13 protein-coding genes are annotated in these 16,010 nt (G+C 64.1%); 8 read left to right on the forward strand and 5 right to left on the reverse strand.

Annotated features, from left to right (window positions below):
- The first annotated feature begins 51 nt into the window (after nt 1-51).
- The 7 genes from K3172_RS10675 (at nt 52) to K3172_RS10705 (ending at nt 9,591) form a co-directional block, all read left to right on the forward strand.
- On the forward strand, nt 52-1,362 hold the full coding sequence (locus K3172_RS10675; protein ID WP_221589877.1) for an FAD-dependent oxidoreductase: 1,311 nt from the start codon (nt 52-54) through the stop codon (nt 1,360-1,362).
- Nucleotides 1,363-1,448: 86 nt separating this feature from the next.
- Nucleotides 1,449-3,137 carry a PHA/PHB synthase family protein gene (locus K3172_RS10680; RefSeq protein ID WP_221589879.1) on the forward strand — a complete coding sequence of 563 codons (1,689 nt, stop codon included), beginning with the start codon at nt 1,449-1,451 and terminating at the stop codon, nt 3,135-3,137.
- Between the two features lie 20 nt (nt 3,138-3,157).
- Nucleotides 3,158-4,018 (forward strand): alpha/beta fold hydrolase, encoded by an 861-nt coding sequence (locus K3172_RS10685; protein ID WP_345725644.1) that lies wholly within the window; start codon nt 3,158-3,160, stop codon nt 4,016-4,018.
- A gap of 40 nt (nt 4,019-4,058) precedes the next feature.
- Nucleotides 4,059-5,540 (forward strand): MFS transporter, encoded by a 1,482-nt coding sequence (locus tag K3172_RS10690; protein WP_221589882.1) that lies wholly within the window; start codon nt 4,059-4,061, stop codon nt 5,538-5,540.
- Nucleotides 5,541-5,602: 62 nt separating this feature from the next.
- Nucleotides 5,603-7,354: an N-acyl-D-amino-acid deacylase family protein gene (locus K3172_RS10695; protein WP_221589884.1), complete on the forward strand. Its 1,752-nt coding sequence runs from the start codon at nt 5,603-5,605 to the stop codon at nt 7,352-7,354.
- Nucleotides 7,355-7,517: 163 nt separating this feature from the next.
- On the forward strand, nt 7,518-8,399 hold the full coding sequence (locus K3172_RS10700) for a glycoside hydrolase family 16 protein (protein ID WP_221589886.1): 882 nt from the start codon (nt 7,518-7,520) through the stop codon (nt 8,397-8,399).
- 181 nt (nt 8,400-8,580) lie between these two features.
- On the forward strand, nt 8,581-9,591 hold the full coding sequence (locus K3172_RS10705; protein WP_221589888.1) for a zinc-dependent alcohol dehydrogenase family protein: 1,011 nt from the start codon (nt 8,581-8,583) through the stop codon (nt 9,589-9,591).
- Here the strand turns inward: K3172_RS10705 and K3172_RS10710 are convergent.
- From K3172_RS10710 to K3172_RS10730, 5 genes are all read right to left on the reverse strand, one after another.
- Nucleotides 9,588-10,658, reverse strand: a complete 1,071-nt coding sequence (locus K3172_RS10710; protein ID WP_221589890.1) for a DUF2855 family protein — start codon at nt 10,656-10,658, stop codon at nt 9,588-9,590. The genes K3172_RS10705 and K3172_RS10710 overlap by 4 nt on opposite strands.
- 56 nt (nt 10,659-10,714) lie before the next feature.
- A complete protein-coding gene (dnaN, locus tag K3172_RS10715; protein ID WP_221589892.1) occupies nt 10,715-11,839 on the reverse strand; it encodes a DNA polymerase III subunit beta in 1,125 nt (374 codons plus the stop codon).
- 147 nt (nt 11,840-11,986) lie between these two features.
- A complete protein-coding gene (gene fabG, locus K3172_RS10720; RefSeq protein ID WP_221591125.1) occupies nt 11,987-12,739 on the reverse strand; it encodes a 3-oxoacyl-[acyl-carrier-protein] reductase in 753 nt (250 codons plus the stop codon).
- Entirely contained in the window at nt 12,739-13,677 is a 939-nt protein-coding gene (gene fabD / locus K3172_RS10725) for an ACP S-malonyltransferase (RefSeq protein ID WP_221589894.1), read from the reverse strand. Before fabD ends, fabG begins: the two co-directional genes overlap by 1 nt.
- 23 nt (nt 13,678-13,700) lie before the next feature.
- Nucleotides 13,701-14,525, reverse strand: coding sequence for an LD-carboxypeptidase (locus tag K3172_RS10730; RefSeq protein WP_221589896.1), 825 nt, complete (start codon nt 14,523-14,525; stop codon nt 13,701-13,703).
- A gap of 53 nt (nt 14,526-14,578) precedes the next feature.
- Between K3172_RS10730 and K3172_RS10735 the strand changes: the two genes are divergently transcribed.
- Nucleotides 14,579-16,006, forward strand: coding sequence for a glutamate ligase domain-containing protein (locus K3172_RS10735; RefSeq protein WP_221589898.1), 1,428 nt, complete (start codon nt 14,579-14,581; stop codon nt 16,004-16,006).
- Nucleotides 16,007-16,010: the final 4 nt, after the last annotated feature.

Raw genomic sequence — 16,010 nt, forward strand, 5'->3', positions numbered from 1 at the left:
CCGCGCGCTGCTTGTGCAGGGTGCGCGGAGCTTCCTTGGGAGAGGACCTGGATGCGCCATATCGCAATCGTCGGCTCAGGGCCGGCAGGGTATTACACCGCCGAAGCCGCCGCCAGGAAATGGGGCGACGACGTGCGGATCGACGTGATCGACCGGCTGCCCGTCCCTTATGGCCTGATCCGCACCGGCGTGGCCCCCGATCACCAGTCGATCAAGAAAGTTTCGCTCCGCTACGAGAAGACCGCGCTCACCGAGAACGTGCGCTTTGTGGGTAACGTCAACGTCGGCTCGGATGTATCCGTGACAGAGTTGCGGGACCTGTACGATGCGATTATCTTCGCCACCGGTGCACCCAACGACCGGCGCCTCGGCCTCGACGGCGAAGAGCTCGACAATGTGCATGGCAGCGCGGAATTTGTCGGCTGGTACAATGGTCACCCGCAGTTTGCCGCGCTCGACCCCGATTTTTCCGGCCGCCATGCGGTCGTCGTCGGCATGGGCAACGTGGCGCTCGACGTGGCGCGCATCCTGTCCAAGACCGATGCCGAACTCGATGGCTCCGACATCGTTGCGCACGCGCTAGATGCGCTGCGAGGCTCGCGGCTGGAAACCATCACGATCGTCGGCCGCCGTGGCCCTCACCAGATCATGATGACGCCCAAGGAACTTGGCGAGCTGATGCATCTCGAGCGTGCCAGCCCCAAGGTCGATCCCGCCGATTTGCCGCCCGAAGGCGACGATGCGATCCTCGAGCCCGGGCTACGCAAATCGGTCACGCTCTTGCGCGAATTCGCGGCGATTCCAGAGAGCATCCATGGCGAAACGCCGATCACGATCGAGTTCGATTTCTTCGCCAATCCCACGGCGATGCGCGGCAAGGATGGCAAGGTTGCTGCCGTCACGGTCGAGCGGACGACAATAGAAAAAGGGCGCGCCGTCGGCACGGGCGAGACCTATGACTTGCTGGCCGACCTGGTCGTAACCTGCATCGGCTATCACTCATCACCTATCGACGGCGTCCCTTTCGACGAGCGCGCCGGTCGCTTTCCGAACGAGGACGGGCGTATCCTGCCGGGCCTCTATTGCGTCGGGTGGGCCAAACGCGGTCCGACCGGAACAATCGGCACCAATCGTCCCGACGGTTACGCAGTCATCGATATCGTGAACGACGATATCGGCATGGGTGGGCGAAAGCGTGGTCGTGAGGGGTTCGACGAACTCGCGGTCGAACGCGGCATCGATATCGTGACGTTCCGCGATTGGCAAAAGATCGAACAGGCCGAGGAAGCCGCCGCGCGCGCGGGCGCTCCGCGCGAAAAGTTCGTAGATATAGCAAGCATGATCGCCGCCAAGGGCAAGTAGGCGAAGCCTTGCATTCGGAACGGGCCGACCGCATGAGTTGTTCAAGAGGCCGAAAGCAAACTGAAAATCCGGAGGATTCCCGCCCCATGGCAAAGCTCGAAGACGAAGCCGCCCAGTCAACCAGCGCTCTCGGGCCTCTGGTCGGCCTTACCCGGGAAGACATTTTCGGTGCGGTTGCCGTCATGCTACGCGAGACCGCGTCCGATCCGCAGCGCCTGATGAAGCACAGCCAGGAAATGGGCCAGGACATGATCAAGATCATGACCGGTCAGAGTGAACTCGTCCCCAACCCCAAGGACAAACGGTTTCAGGACCCTGCCTGGCAGTACAATCCCTTCATGCGCGCCGGCATGCAATATTACCTTGCGGTGCAGAAGGGGGCCTCGCGCTGGCTGGAGGATTTGGAGCTCGACGAGCTCGAGAAGGACCGCGCCCGCTTCATCTCGAACATCATCATCGATGGCCTCGCGCCAACCAATACGCTGATCGGCAACCCCAGCGCGCAGAAGATGGCAATCACCAGCGGTGGACTGAGCCTGATCAAGGGGTTGAAAAACGCCTATGACGATATGGTCCATAACAAGGGCATGGTCAGCCAGGTCGACAAGAAACCTTTCAAGCTGGGCGAGAACATCGCGACCTCGAAGGGTTCGGTAGTTCTGCGCACCGAAATGATGGAGCTGATCCAGTACGCCCCGACGACCGACGAGGTTTACGAAATCCCCCAGCTGACGATCCCGCCGCAGATCAACAAGATGTACATCAACGACCTCTCGCCGGAAAAGTCGGTCGTGAAGTACCAGCTCGACAACGGCATCCAGACCTTCGTCATCAGCTGGAAGAACCCCAGCAAGGAACAGGGCCACTGGGACATGGCCGATTACGTGCGCTCCTGCCGCGAGGCGATGGAGGCGGTCAGCGAGATCACCGGGTCGAAGAAAGTCAACGTGTCGGCCGGCTGTTCGGGCGGGCAGACCGCTTCGATGCTGGCCAGCAAGATGGCGGCCGACAAGGACGACCTGCTGGGCGCGCTCACGTTGATGGTCTGCGTTCTGCATCCGAAGCAGAACGACATTGAGGCAGGTTCGCTGGTGAGCGAGAACGGCCTCGCCCTCGCCAAGCGCCGTGCGGCCAAGAAGGGCATCATCAAGGGTGACGACCTCGCCCGCGGTTTCGCCTGGCTGCGGCCCAACGATCTCATCTGGAACTACGTCATCAACAACTACCTGCTCGGCCAGGACCCGCCCGCCTTCGACGTGCTGTTCTGGAATGCCGACGCGACCAATCTGTCGGCTGCGCTGATGGGCGACTTCCTGACCGTCTTTGAAACGCTCGCCTTCACCAAGAAGGGCGAGGTCGAAATGGTCGACCACAAGATCGATCTGTCCAAGGTCACCAGCGACCTGTTCATCCTCGGCGGTGTGACCGATCACATTACGCCCTGGAAGGCTACCTACCGTTCGACCCAGCTGTTCGGCTCGAAGGACGTGACCTATGTGCTCAGCCAGTCGGGTCACATGCAGGCCATTCTCAACCCGCCCGGCAACCCGAAGGCCAAGTATTTCGTCCAGTCCGACCAGAAGAAGAAGCTGCCCGCTACTGCGGACGAATGGCTCAAGGGCACCGAGGAAGTGGCCGGAAGCTGGTGGCCGTTCTGGATGGAATGGGTACAGAACCGTGCCGGCGAAAAGAAGCAGGCGCCCGCAAAACTGGGGAACAAGGACTACCAACCGCTGGACCCGGCCCCCGGTCTCTACGTTATGGAAGCCTGCTGAAGCCACACGAGGACGCCTGCGTGACCGCATCGATCGACGAGCCCATGACGGCAACCATCCAGATGATGGAAGCGGGGGGGCGCACCCTGCGCGTGGCGCACTGGCGGCTGGACCGCAAGTCGGACCATCCGCCGATCCTCTTTTTCAACGGCATCGGTGCGAATATCGAGGCGGTCGCTCCGCTTGCGGAAAGCCTGACCGAGCGCGGCTTCGTCATGTTCGACATGCCGGGAACAGGCGAAAGCCCCGACCCGACCGTCCCCTACAACGCGTTCACGATGAGCTGGACGGCCAACCTGATCCTCGACCAGCTCGGCATTGGTGAAGTCGATGTCATGGGCATCAGCTGGGGTGGCGCGATGGCGCAGCATTTCGCCATGCAGCACGCCGGCCGCACGCGCCGGCTGGTGCTGGTTGCCACCACCGCAGGCATGTTGATGGTGCCGGGCAATCCCGCCGCTCTCAGCAAGATGGCCAACCCGCGTCGCTATATCGATCCCGAGTTCATGAACGAGCATTTCATGACGCTCTACGGCGGGATGACCAAGCGTCCCGGCAGCAAGAACGATCATATCGGCCGGCTCCGGCCGCCGAGCCCGCGGGGATATTTCTACCAGTTGCTCGCCATGCTCGGGTGGACCAGCCTGCCCGCCCTGCCTTTCATGGCCAAGGAAACCCTCGTGATGATGGGTGACGAGGACCAGATCGTGCCGCTGATCAACGGCCGCATCCTTGCCTCTGCGATACCGAATGCGCGGCTCGAGGTATTCCGTGGCGGGGGCCATCTCTTCCTGCTTACCCATGCGGACGAAAGCATCGCCTGCCTGCGGGAATTCCTCGACGCCCCGGCAACCGATGCGGAGCGGCGCCGGGCGGCCTGAGGCCGGTTAGGCGAGCCATCGGAAAGGTAGGAGCCACCCGATGGAAATCGCCGACCCCGACCCGAACGTCCGACCGCCCTTCGAGCGTCCCCATGGCGGCGACGGGGGTGCCTTGGGCCGTACGGGCTTCGCCTGGGCGGTCTTCGAATGGGCGCGAAACCCCTATTACATCCTGATCGTCATCTACATCTTCGCCCCCTATTTCGCCCGGGACATCATCGGGTCCGACCTCATCGCGAGCGGCGCGCTCGATCATCTCGATCCGGAAACAGCCCGCGCGACGGCGAATGCGCAAGGTCAGGCGACAATCGCTTCGGTGACGAAATGGGCCGGCGTCATCGCTGCCCTGACCGCCCCCTTCCTCGGCGCGGCGCTCGATCGCGGCGGTCGCCTGAAACCGCTACTGGCCGTATTCCTGGGCTCGATCACAATTTGCTCTGCCCTGCTGTGGTTCGCCATGCCCGGTGGCGAGGGTTTGCCGACGGGCGCGATCATGGCGTTGCTGGTTGTCGCCTACGTCAGCTACACCTATTCCGAAGTGACGCACAATTCGATGCTGAGCGTGGCCGGGACGAAGGACCGGCTGTCGATGATTTCCGGCCTCGGCCTTGGCTTGGGAAATCTTGCCGCGACACTCATCTTCGTTGCCCTGGTCCTGCTGTTCGTCCTGCCATCGATGATCGGCTGGCCTTTTGCGGAGCCGCAGTTCGGCATCGATATCGACCGCTTCGAACACATGCGGATTGCCGGCCCGATCTGCGCCGTGTGGCTCGCCTTCTTTTCCGTGTATTTCTTCCGTTACGCCCGCGATCCGGGGACACCGGGTGCGAGCTGGCGGAAAGCGGTTGTTGAAGGCGCCCGCAGCGTGCTCGCGACGCTGCGCGACGCGCGGCGATACCCCGACCTGATGAAGTTCCTGCTGGCGCGCATGTTCTACGCCGATGGCATGGCCGCCCTCCTCGCACTCGGCGCGGTCTATGTCGCGCTGTTCCTCGGTTGGGGTTTCCTCGAAATGCTCTGTTATGCGATCTTCGCGAGCGCCTGGGCGTTCCTCGGCGGGATTTTCGGCGGCTTGCTCGATAGCCGCGTGGGCGTGAAACGAGCGCTCATCATTGAAATCGTCGTCATGGTGCTGGCGATGGGGGTACAGTGGAGCATCACGCGCGAAACGCTCTTTTTCGGGCTGATCCCCAACTATCCGGTCTGGGATGGGCTGGTGTTCCGCACTTTGTCCGACATCGTCTATCTCTCGCTGATCAGCGTCGTCGCGGTCACCGCGACCGCTAGCATCTCTTCGAGCAGGGCCATGCTGGTCACCCTCGCCCCGCCCGGCCGCAGTGGCGAATTCTTCGGCCTGTTCGCCATCGCCGGGACGATCACGGTCTGGATGGGCCCCCTGCTGGTCCAGTATTTCACGCTCTGGTTCAACGACCAGCGGATCGGCATGGGCTCCATCACGATCCTGTTCGCTCTGGGATTCGCCTTTCTCCTCGCCGTGAAGATGCCCGCGCGATCCAGCTAAGGACCGCTGGACTCATCGGTTGCAATGTGAGACCTTCCTCTCCGGAGAGAGGAGCCCCAGCCATGCCCGCATTCGATCTGATCATTCGCAACGCAACCATCGTCGATGGAACCGGCAATCCGCGCTTCGGCGGCGACATCGCAATCAGGGACGGATTGATCGCGCAGGTGGGCGAGGTGCGCGGCGATGCTGCGGAAGAGATTGACGCGGGCGGCAATCTCGTGACTCCGGGCTTCGTCGACGTGCATACGCATTACGATGGGCAGGCGACCTGGGACCAGGAGATGGCTCCGTCGAGCTGGCATGGTGTGACCACTGTGGTGATGGGCAATTGCGGCGTGGGCTTCGCACCCGCGCGGCGCGACAAGCACGAATGGCTCATCGGCCTGATGGAAGGGGTCGAGGACATCCCCGGCACGGCCTTGGCCGAAGGCATGAAGTGGGACTGGGAGACCTTCCCGGAATATCTCGACGCGCTCGAGCGGCTGCCGCGGGCCGTCGATGTCGGCACCCATGTCCCCCACGGCTCCGTGCGCGCCTATGTCCTCGGCGATCGCGAGCGTCCGGGCGCGATCCCGACCGAGGACGATATCGAGGCAATGAGCAAGATCGTCGAAGAGGGCGTGCGCGCAGGCGCGCTCGGCTTCTCCACCTCGCGCACCGTCCTCCACCGCGATATCGACGGCGAGGTCGTGCCGGGCACCACTGCGACCGCCGAGGAGCTGGTCGCGATCGGCCGCGCCATGGGCCGCGCCGGCCATGGCGTGTTCGAAATGGCCAGCGACATGATGCGCGAATGGGACGAGTTCGGCTGGATGGGCAAGCTCAGCCGCGAGACCGGCCTGCCCGTCACCTTCGCTGCGCTCCAGTCGATCGCCAAGGAAATGCCGCTCGACGAGCAGATCGAGAGCATGCGGGCGGAGAACGACAACGGCGCCAATATCGTCGCGCAGATTGCCCTGCGCGGGAACGGCATTGTCATGGCATGGCAGGGGACAGTCCACCCCTTCCGGTTCCGGCCCAGTTGGCAGGCCATCGAAGCACTACCGTGGGAAGAACAGAAGGCCAGGCTGCTCGATCCGGCGTTCAAGCAGCAGCTCCTGTCCGAAGCGAACGACCTGTCCGAGGTCAATCCGGACATCATCGGCCTGATCATGATCGTCTGCGGCGGCTGGGGATACCAGTTCGAGATGGACCCGGACTTCAATTACGAGCCGACTGCGGAAGAAAGCGTGCTCGCCCGGGCGGAGAAAGCCGGCGTTTCGGGCGATGAATACGCCTACGACCTGCTCTGCCGCGACGATGGCAAGGGCTTCATCTACCTGCCGATCCTGAACTATGCGGACGGCAATCTCGACTTCCTGATGGATCTCCAGCAGTCCGACGACACGGTCAATTCGCTGTCCGACGGCGGGGCGCATTGCGGGACGATCTGCGACGCGGCAAGCCCCACCTTCATGCTCCAGCACTGGGTGCGCGATCGCAAGCGCGGGACGATCACGCTGGAAAACGCGATCAAGCGACAGTGCAACGATACCGCGCGGCTCTATGGCCTCGAAGATCGCGGCATCCTGGCGCCGGGCTATCTCGCCGATCTCAACATCATCGACATGGAGCGCCTCAAGCTCGGCAAGCCCTGGCTCGCGTTCGACCTGCCCGCTGGCGGCAAGCGCCTGCTGCAGAAGGCCGAAGGTTATGTCGCGACCATCAAGAACGGCAAGGTAACCTTCCGCGACGGCGTGTGGACGGGAGAGACGCCGGGGGGCCTCATCCGCGGACCACAACGTGCCGAACTCGCCGAAGCGGCGGAATAGCGCTCGATACTTGGCCGTTTCGAGTTCACGGCTAAATCCTTGGCGATCGCTACTTGGCGTAACAGCACAAACTTCGCCCAAGTTTTCTCACGCGATTGACTCCGGGATTCAATATGCGAGTATCGTCCCGATTGTGAACGATCACAATTGGGAGGGTGCCATAATGAAAAAGACCTGGATTACTGCGGCCGCGCTTACACTGGGCATGGTCGGATTACCGCAAGCAGCGCAGGCGGCGCCGCCGCCACCCTCGGGCTTCAGCCTGACCTGGGCGGACGATTTCAACGGACCGGGCGGGACCGTGGCGGATTCTGCCGAGTGGACCTACTCCACCGGCTGCTGCTTCGGCACCGGCCAGATCGCCACCATGACCACGAGTCTCGACAACGTCTATCAGGACGGGTCGGGCAATCTGGTCATCAAGGCCGTAAGAAACCGCACGCGCTGGACGTCGGGGCGTATCGAAACCAAGCGCGGAACCTTCGCGGCATCTCCGGGCGGCGTCATGCGTGTGCAGGCATCCATGCAGCTGCCTAACGTGACTACCCAGAACGGGCTCGGTTACTGGCCCGGCTTCTGGCTGCTGGGCTCGGGCCTGCGCACCGGCGGGACCTGGCCTGATGTCGGCGAGATCGACATCATGGAGAGCGTCAACGGCCTGCCGAGCTTCTTCGCCTCGCTGCATTGCGGCACGTACCCGGGCGGCCCGTGCAACGAACCGACCGGCCTGACCTCGGGCCAGCTGGCCTGCGCGACCTGCAAGACCGAGTTCCATACCTACGCAATGGAGCTCGACCGGTCGAAAACGGTCGAGGAAATCCGCTTCTATCTGGACAGTTCGCTGGTCCACACGATCAGGGCGAGCGACGTCGACCCGACGACCTGGTCGCGGGCAATGGACCACTCCTTCTTCATCCTGCTGGATCTCTACATCGGCGGCGATTTTCCCAACGCCCTGTGCAACTGCTCGACACCGAGCCGCACCGCCACCGTCAGCGGAGGAATGCTCAAGATCGACTATGTGGCAGTCTACAACAAGCCCTGAGCGAACGGAGAGCTCTTAAACACGAAGCGGGGCAGTCCGGCGGGCTGCCACGCTTGCGTTATGGCTTGCCCGACCCGCGCGATGGCGGCATCGTCCAGGCGACGGCGAAGACCGCCCTTCGGCAAATGGGGGGGTCGGGACTCGAAGTCGCGGGATACGCGCAAAACGCGAAGGGACCAGCATGAAAGCCATCCGCACGGGCGCCACGCCCTCCACGCTCGAAGCCCTCACCCTTGTCGACATGGACGGCCCGGCCGCGCCGGGCCCGGGGGAGATTACGGTCGCGCTCAAGGCCAGTTCGCTGAACTATCACGATTATGCCGTCGTGAAGGGCATGATCCCTTCGGCCGAGGGCCGAATCCCGATGTCCGATGGGGCCGGCGTCGTTACTGCGGTCGGCGACGGGGTTACCGAGTTCGCGGTGGGGGATCATGTCGTCAGCACCTTCTTTCCCGACTGGCTCGATGGCGCGCCACCACAGACCGCCTTCACCCGTGTGCCGGGGGACGGGCTCGACGGCTATGCCCGCGAAGCCATCACCGCGCCGACCCACTGGTTCACGCGCGCGCCTGCGGGCTTCAGCCATGCCGAAGCGGCGACGCTGACCTGTGCCGGCCTCACCGCCTGGCGGGCGCTGTTCGTCGACTATGCGCTCAAGCCCGGCGACACGGTGCTCGTTCAAGGCACGGGCGGCGTGTCGATCTTTGCGCTGCAGTTCGCCAAGGCGGCGGGCGCGACAGTAATTGCCACCAGCTCCTCCAACGAGAAGCTCGAACGGGTGAAGGCGATGGGGGCAGACCACCTCGTCAACTACCGTGAAGTCGAAGCCTGGGGCCCGAAGGCGCTGGAAATCACCGGCGGCCGCGGGGTCGACTGCGTGGTCGAGATCGGCGGCGCGGGCACGCTCGACCAGTCGATGCTGGCGACCCGGGTGGGCGGCCATGTCGCGCTGATCGGCGTTCTGGCGGGCTTTGCGGGACCGGTGCAGACCGCCCTGCTCTTCTCGAGGAATCTGACTGTTCAGGGGCTGACTGTCGGGAGCCGCAAGATGCAGCAGGACATGATTGCCGCGATCGAGGCCAACGGCATCAGGCCCGTGATCAGCGACACCTTCGCCCTGGCAAATCTGGCCGATGCCTTCCGCCATCAGGAAAGCGGCAGCCATTTCGGCAAGATTGCGGTCGAAATCTAGGGCTCGATAACGATCCCCTTGGCGGGATCGACGGTGCCGCCGGCCATCTCGACAAAGATGCTGCGGGCGGCTTCGAGCCCTTGATGCCGCTCGATCGTCACGCTGTCGCCTGCGTCTTCCAGGAAGCCCCGCCAGCTGTCCGCCATCTGGCGTCCGGCCTCCTCGGGGCCGGCTTCCCGGAAGAGTGCGACTGCATGATCGGGTGCGAAGAAGAGCGTTGGGGTCGGTCCGGGAATGTCGGCCGTGCCCTCGCCGCGTTCCTCGATATGCGTTACGCCGACTAGGCAGGAAAATTTAAGCGCCTCGCCCAAGTGTTGATGGATTGCCCGCAGCAGGCTGGAACTGCCCGCGAAATCGACCGAGACGCTGTCGGCGCGTTCGATCTGGTCGACATCCTCGTACGCGAGAACCCGGTCGTAAAGGCCGCTTTCCTCCACGAAGGAGACGTTCCCCGTGGATGTCAGGCCGATGCGGCGGACATGGGGCGATCGCCGTTTGGTAACGCTCGCGAGACCCATCGCCGTCTTGGACGAAGCGCTGGTGACGACGAGCTGGCTCGCCCCGAACCATCTTTCCGAGCGCATGAAATATTCGATCAGGAAACCGGTCTTGAACAGCGGACCGAAGATCATCCGCTCGCCCTCTCGCGCGGGATCATGTTCGGGATCGGCGGCAAGGCGCGCATACTGGTTGTAGATCGGGCTCATCGGCTGGCGATGGGCGGCCATGTCCATGAATCCGCTTGCGGACACTTTGCCGGGCTGGACGTCCAGATGGCTCGCCATCGGGAGATAGCCATAGACCCGCTCGCCCACGGCGAACTCCGGGTGATTGCTCTCCACCACGCGCGCATGGCCCCACATGGGCACGATGCCCTTGCCTTCGGGAGCCGGGAAGAAATTCCAGTATTTGAAGCCGTCGCCGACCACGGCGTAGGTTACGTTGTTCGCGGTTACCGAGAAGCTCTCGATCGCGAGGCGCACAGCTCCGTCTGCCAGCGGCGCGTCGTCTATCCCGACCAGCCCCGCATCGCTCAGATTGACCTTGTCGACATGGACTTGCTGCATTGCGTCTCTCCTCTTGCGGGAGAAACGCTAGCCTGCCCGAACCCCTATGGCGAGGGTCAAACCCGCATCGGCATGAGGACGTAGAGCGCCGGCGCGTTTTCGTCCTTGCGGATCAGCGTCGGCGCGCCGGCATCCGCCAGGTGGATCTCGACCGTGTCGCTGTCGATCTGGCTCAGGATGTCCTTAAGGTATCCGGCGTTGAAGCCGATCTCGAAGCCGTCCGCGCCGTATTCGGCAGGCACCTCTTCGGACGCCACGCCGTTGTCGGGCGAAGTCACCGTGAGCGTGATCTTGTCCTTCTCGAGCCCCATCTTCACCGCGCGCGTTTTCTCCGTTGCGATGGTCGCGACGCGGTCGACACCTTCGAAGAAGCTCTTCGGGTCAAGCTTGAGGAGCTTGTCGTTACCCGTTGGAATGACGCGCGAATAATCGGGGAAGGTCCCGTCGATCAGCTTGCTGGTAAGCACCACCCCACCCTCGCCGCCGAGGGTGAAGCGGACCTTGCTGGCCGAAAGGTCGATCTGGACATTGCCGTCCATCGATTCCTCGAGCAGCTTGCGCAGTTCCGCCACGGCCTTACGCGGCACGATCACGTCGGGCATGCCGTCTGCGCCCTCTGGCCGCGCGATGGTGAAGCGCGCGAGGCGGTGACCATCGGTGGCGGCAGCCTTCAGCACCGGCTGGTCCTCGTCCGATACGTGGAAGAAAATACCGTTCAGGTAATAGCGGGTTTCTTCGGTCGAGATCGCGAAGCGCGTGCGGTCGATCAGCTCTGCCAGCGTCTTGGCGGGCAGTTCGAAGCTGGTCGGCAGGTCCCCTTCCACGATCACCGGAAAGTCGTCACGCGGCAGCGTCGGCAAAGAGAAGCGGCTGCGCCCCGCCTTCACCGCCATGCGGTTCTCGGCTGTCTCGAGGCTCACCTGGCTGCCCTCGGGCAGCTTGCGCGCAATGTCGAACAGCAGGTGGGCCGAGACGGTGATCGACCCCGCGTCCTCCACGCTCGCATTCATGTGCTCGACGACCTGCAAATCGAGGTCGGTCGCCATCACCTTGAGCGAATTGTCGCCGTCGGCCTCGATCAGCACGTTCGACAGGATCGGGATGGTATTGCGCCGCTCGACGACCGACTGCACGTGGGAAAGACAGCGCAGCAGCGTCGCGCGTTCGATGGTGGCCTTCATGGTCCTACTTTCGTCCCTGCTGGGCACGACGAGGGCCGGAATCGCCCCTCGTGCGCCGGAATACGGATATTCACCCTAGCGAGGGTGGCATGGGGGGCAAGGCTGCGAAGCCTCGCCCCCTATTTCCTTTGGGGAAAACTGGGCGAATCAGCCCATCATCGCCATGCCGCCGTTCACGTGCAGCGTCTGGCCCGTGACGTAGGCGGCTTCATCGCTCGCGAGATAGGCCACGGCAGCGCCGATTTCGTCGCCCTCGCCCATGCGACCCATCGGGATGCGGCTGTTTATCGAGGCTTTCTGGTCGTCGGTCAGGGCGTCGGTCATCGCGGTGCGAATGAAGCCCGGCGCAACACAGTTCACGGTGATGTTGCGGCTTGCAAGCTCCTGCGCGAGGCTCTTGCTCATGCCGGTGAGGCCCGCCTTGGCGGCGACGTAGTTCATCTGCCCCGGATTGCCCGTGTGGCCGACCACGCTGGTGATCGAGATGATCCGTCCGCCCTTGGCCTTCATCATCGGCCTCGCGGCGGCACGCATCAGGCGGAAGCTGGCCTCGAGGTTGATGCGGATTACCTGGTCCCATTCCTCGTCCTTCATCCGCATCGCGAGATTGTCGCGCGTGATGCCGGCATTGTTGACGAGGATGTCCATCCGGCCGAGCGTATCGACCGTCGCCGGGATCAGCTCCTCGACCTGTGTCGTGTCGGACAGGTCGCAGGTGATCTCGACATGATCGTGCCCGAATTCGTCGTTGAGCTGCTCGCGAAAGGCGCGCAGCTTGGCCGCATTCGAGCCGGAGAGCGCGAGCCGCGCGCCCTGCTTCGCCAGCGCATAGGCGATCGACGAGCCGAGACCGCCGCTGGCGCCGGTGACGAGGGCAGTCTTGCCTTCGAGGCTGAACATCATCCGTTCTCCTTCGCGAAAGTCTCGAGGTCTTCCATTGTGACCAGGCTGGTGGTCGTCGCTTCCCTGTCGATGCGGCCGACCATCGGGCCGAGGACCTTGCCGCCCAGTTCGACGAAGCGCTCGATGCCCGCTTCGCGCATCGCCAGCACGCTCTCGCGCCAGCGCACGCGGCCGGTGACCTGCTCGACCAGCAGGCGCTGCTCTTCGGCAGGGTCGGTGACGCGTGCCGCGGTCACATTGGCGAAGAGCGGTACGGTGAACGCAGCCGGAGGCGTATCGCCGAGCGCCGCCTCCATGCGGCGCGCCGCTGGTTCCATCAGCGAGCAATGGAAGGGCGCCGAAACCGGCAGCTTGATCCCGCGCTTGATGCCGTGGTCCTTGGCCAGCTCGATCGCGCGATCGATCGCTTCGGCGTGGCCCGAGATGACGACCTGTGTCGGGTCGTTGTCATTGGCGACCTCGCACACCTGTCCCTGCGCGGCGGCCTCGGCGAGTGCGGTGGCCTTCTCGATATCGGCGCCCAGCAGCGCGGCCATCGCGCCGACGCCGATGGGAACGGCGTCCTGCATGGCAATGCCGCGCAGGCGCAGCAGCTTGGCGGTGTCGGTCAGCGAAAACGCACCGGCAGCGCAGAGCGCGCTGTATTCGCCGAGCGAGTGGCCCGCGACGCAGGCGGCCTTGTCCGCCAGCACTACGCCGAATTCCTTCTCCAGCACGCGCGCGGTGGCGACCGAGTTGGCCATGATCGCGGGCTGCGCATTGGCGGTCATCGTGAGCTCGCTCTCGGGCCCGTCCTGCATCAGCGCGAAAAGGTCCTGCTTGAGCGCCTCGTTCACCTCTTCGAACACTTCGCGGGCATGCGCGCTGGCATCGGCGAGATCGGCGCCCATGCCGATCTTCTGGCTGCCCTGGCCGGGAAAGATGAATGCAGTCATGTGAATCTCCTCAAGCGCCGCGCCTAGGCGTCGGATGCGCGCGCCTCAAGTCCGAAGGGGACAATCCTGTTGGCAGCGTCATGGCCGATATCGGCCCGCCCGAGATAGGGTATGCCGCTGCGCGCGCACCAGTCCTGGGCGATGGCGACCTCGCCGGTGCCGAAGGGGCGGTCGTTCTCGGGCACGTCGCTGATCCGCCCCAGACGCAGGCCCGCGATCCCGCGAAGGTGCTGCGTGACATGGAAAAACAGGCGGTCGACCGCATACAGGTGCTCGGCCACGTCTTCGACCATGACAACATGGCCTGACAGGTCCGGCGCAAGTTCGGTGCCGACCAGCGCCGCGAGTGTCGTCAGGTTGAAAGCAGCCGCAGGACGCCCGTCGAGGCCTGGTTCGAGGCCGTCAGACGATCCGGCAAACCAGCCGAGCGCGCGCTCGATGGCAGCTTCTCCGCCGTCACGGCGGATATCGCCCGCCAGAGGACCGTGCGCGACGCGCCCGATGCCGTGCTTGTAGAGCGCGCCCAGCAGGAAACCGGTGTCCGAATAGCCGAGGTAGGACTTGGCCCGCGCTGCGGCGTTCATTTGCGCAACGGCCTGCGCGGCGATGCGATTGGAGCCATAGCCGCCCATCGCGAACCAGACCGCGTCGAACGCAGGATCGTTGACGCATTCGAGCAGTGCATCGAGCCGTACTTCGTCGCTTCCGGCAAAGTGCCCTTCCTCGATGAAGCATTGCTCGTGAAAATGCACCGACACGTCGTCGCGCCCGGCCACCAGGGCCTCGACCGCCTCGGCCCGGTCGCGCTTCAACGGTTTTCCCGGGGCGCAGATCGCGATTTTCACCATGCCCCCTGCTAGCGCGCTTGTATCGGGCGGCACAACTCAATAGCTGCACCGGCATGAGTGATATGCCCACCCCCGACGACCTGTTCGCCCGCCCGTTCTTCTTTTGTGGCATCGGCGGCTCCGGGATGCAGCCGCTCGCGCAGATCCTCAAGGGACGCGGCTGCACGGTCGAAGGATCGGATCGCAGCAACGATCAGGGCCATACGCCGGAAAAGTTCGCTGCGCTGGAGCGGCAGGGTTTCGCCCTGCACCCGCAGGATGGCAGCGGGATCGTCTCGCAGGACCAGATTCTCGTCGCCAGTGCGGCCGTGGAGAACACTGTGCCCGATGCGAGGCAGGCGAAGGACCTGGATTGCCTCCGGCTGACCCGCGCGGAGCTCAATTCGATCCTGTTCAACACCAGCGGCGCCGGACTGGCCATCGCAGGCACCAGCGGCAAGTCGACCGTCACCGGCATGCTCGGGTGGATCCTGCACGCTGTCGGGCGCGATCCGACGATCATGAACGGCGCGGTGATGAAGAACTTCGTCTCGCCCGAGCGGCCCTATGCCAGTGCGGTCGTGGGCGGGCAGTCGCTCTATGTCAGCGAGGTGGACGAAAGCGACGGCTCGATCGCGCTCTACCGTCCTGCCGTGGGCGTGCTGCTCAACGTCAGCCTCGATCACAAGAGCATGGAAGAGCTGCGCCAGCTGTTCGGCGATTACCTTTCGCGCAGCCGCATCTCGGTCATCAATGCCGACGATCCGGAGGCACTGGCCCTGCTGCCGCACGCCAAGGAGGTCATCACCTTCGGCATCGAGCAGGAGAAGGCGCAGATCGGCGTGGTGCCGGGTACGGTCGCCGAAGGTCCGGTCCGTCAGGCAGCGATGGTCATCGACCGGCATGACGGGAGCGAACACGCCCTGCGCCTCAACCTGCCGGGGAGGCACAACCTGTCCAACGCGCTCGCCGCTATTGCCGCCGCCGCAGCGGCCGGCGTGCCCGTTGCAGAGGCAGTCGAAGCCCTCGGCAGTTTCGAAGGGCTCGCCCGCAGGTTCGACATCGTCGGCACATCATACAGCGCCATCACCGTCATCGACGACTTCGGCCACAATCCGGAGAAATGTGCGGCCACGCTCCGCACGCTCAAGGCCCATCCCGGCCGCGTGATCGCCTTCTTCCAGCCGCACGGCTATGGCCCGTTGCGCCAAATGGGCGACGAACTGGCGGAGACCTTCGCGAACGAATTAGGCTCCGAAGATGTGACGATTCTTTGTGATCCGGTTTATTTCGGCGGCACGGTGGACCGCAGCGAAGGGAGCGAGCGGATCGTGCGCCTGATCGAGGAGGCTGGCGGCAAGGCGGAATACATTCCCGACCGCAAATCGGTCGCCGACCGGATTGCCAGCATCGCCAGGCCGGGGGACCGGATCGTGGTGATGGGAGCGCGCGACGACACGCTCAGCATCTTCGCACAGGAGTTGTTCCGCACGCTCTCCTGATCGC

It is taken from the genome of Qipengyuania proteolytica (assembly GCF_019711565.1).
GTDB lineage: Bacteria > Pseudomonadota > Alphaproteobacteria > Sphingomonadales > Sphingomonadaceae > Qipengyuania > Qipengyuania proteolytica.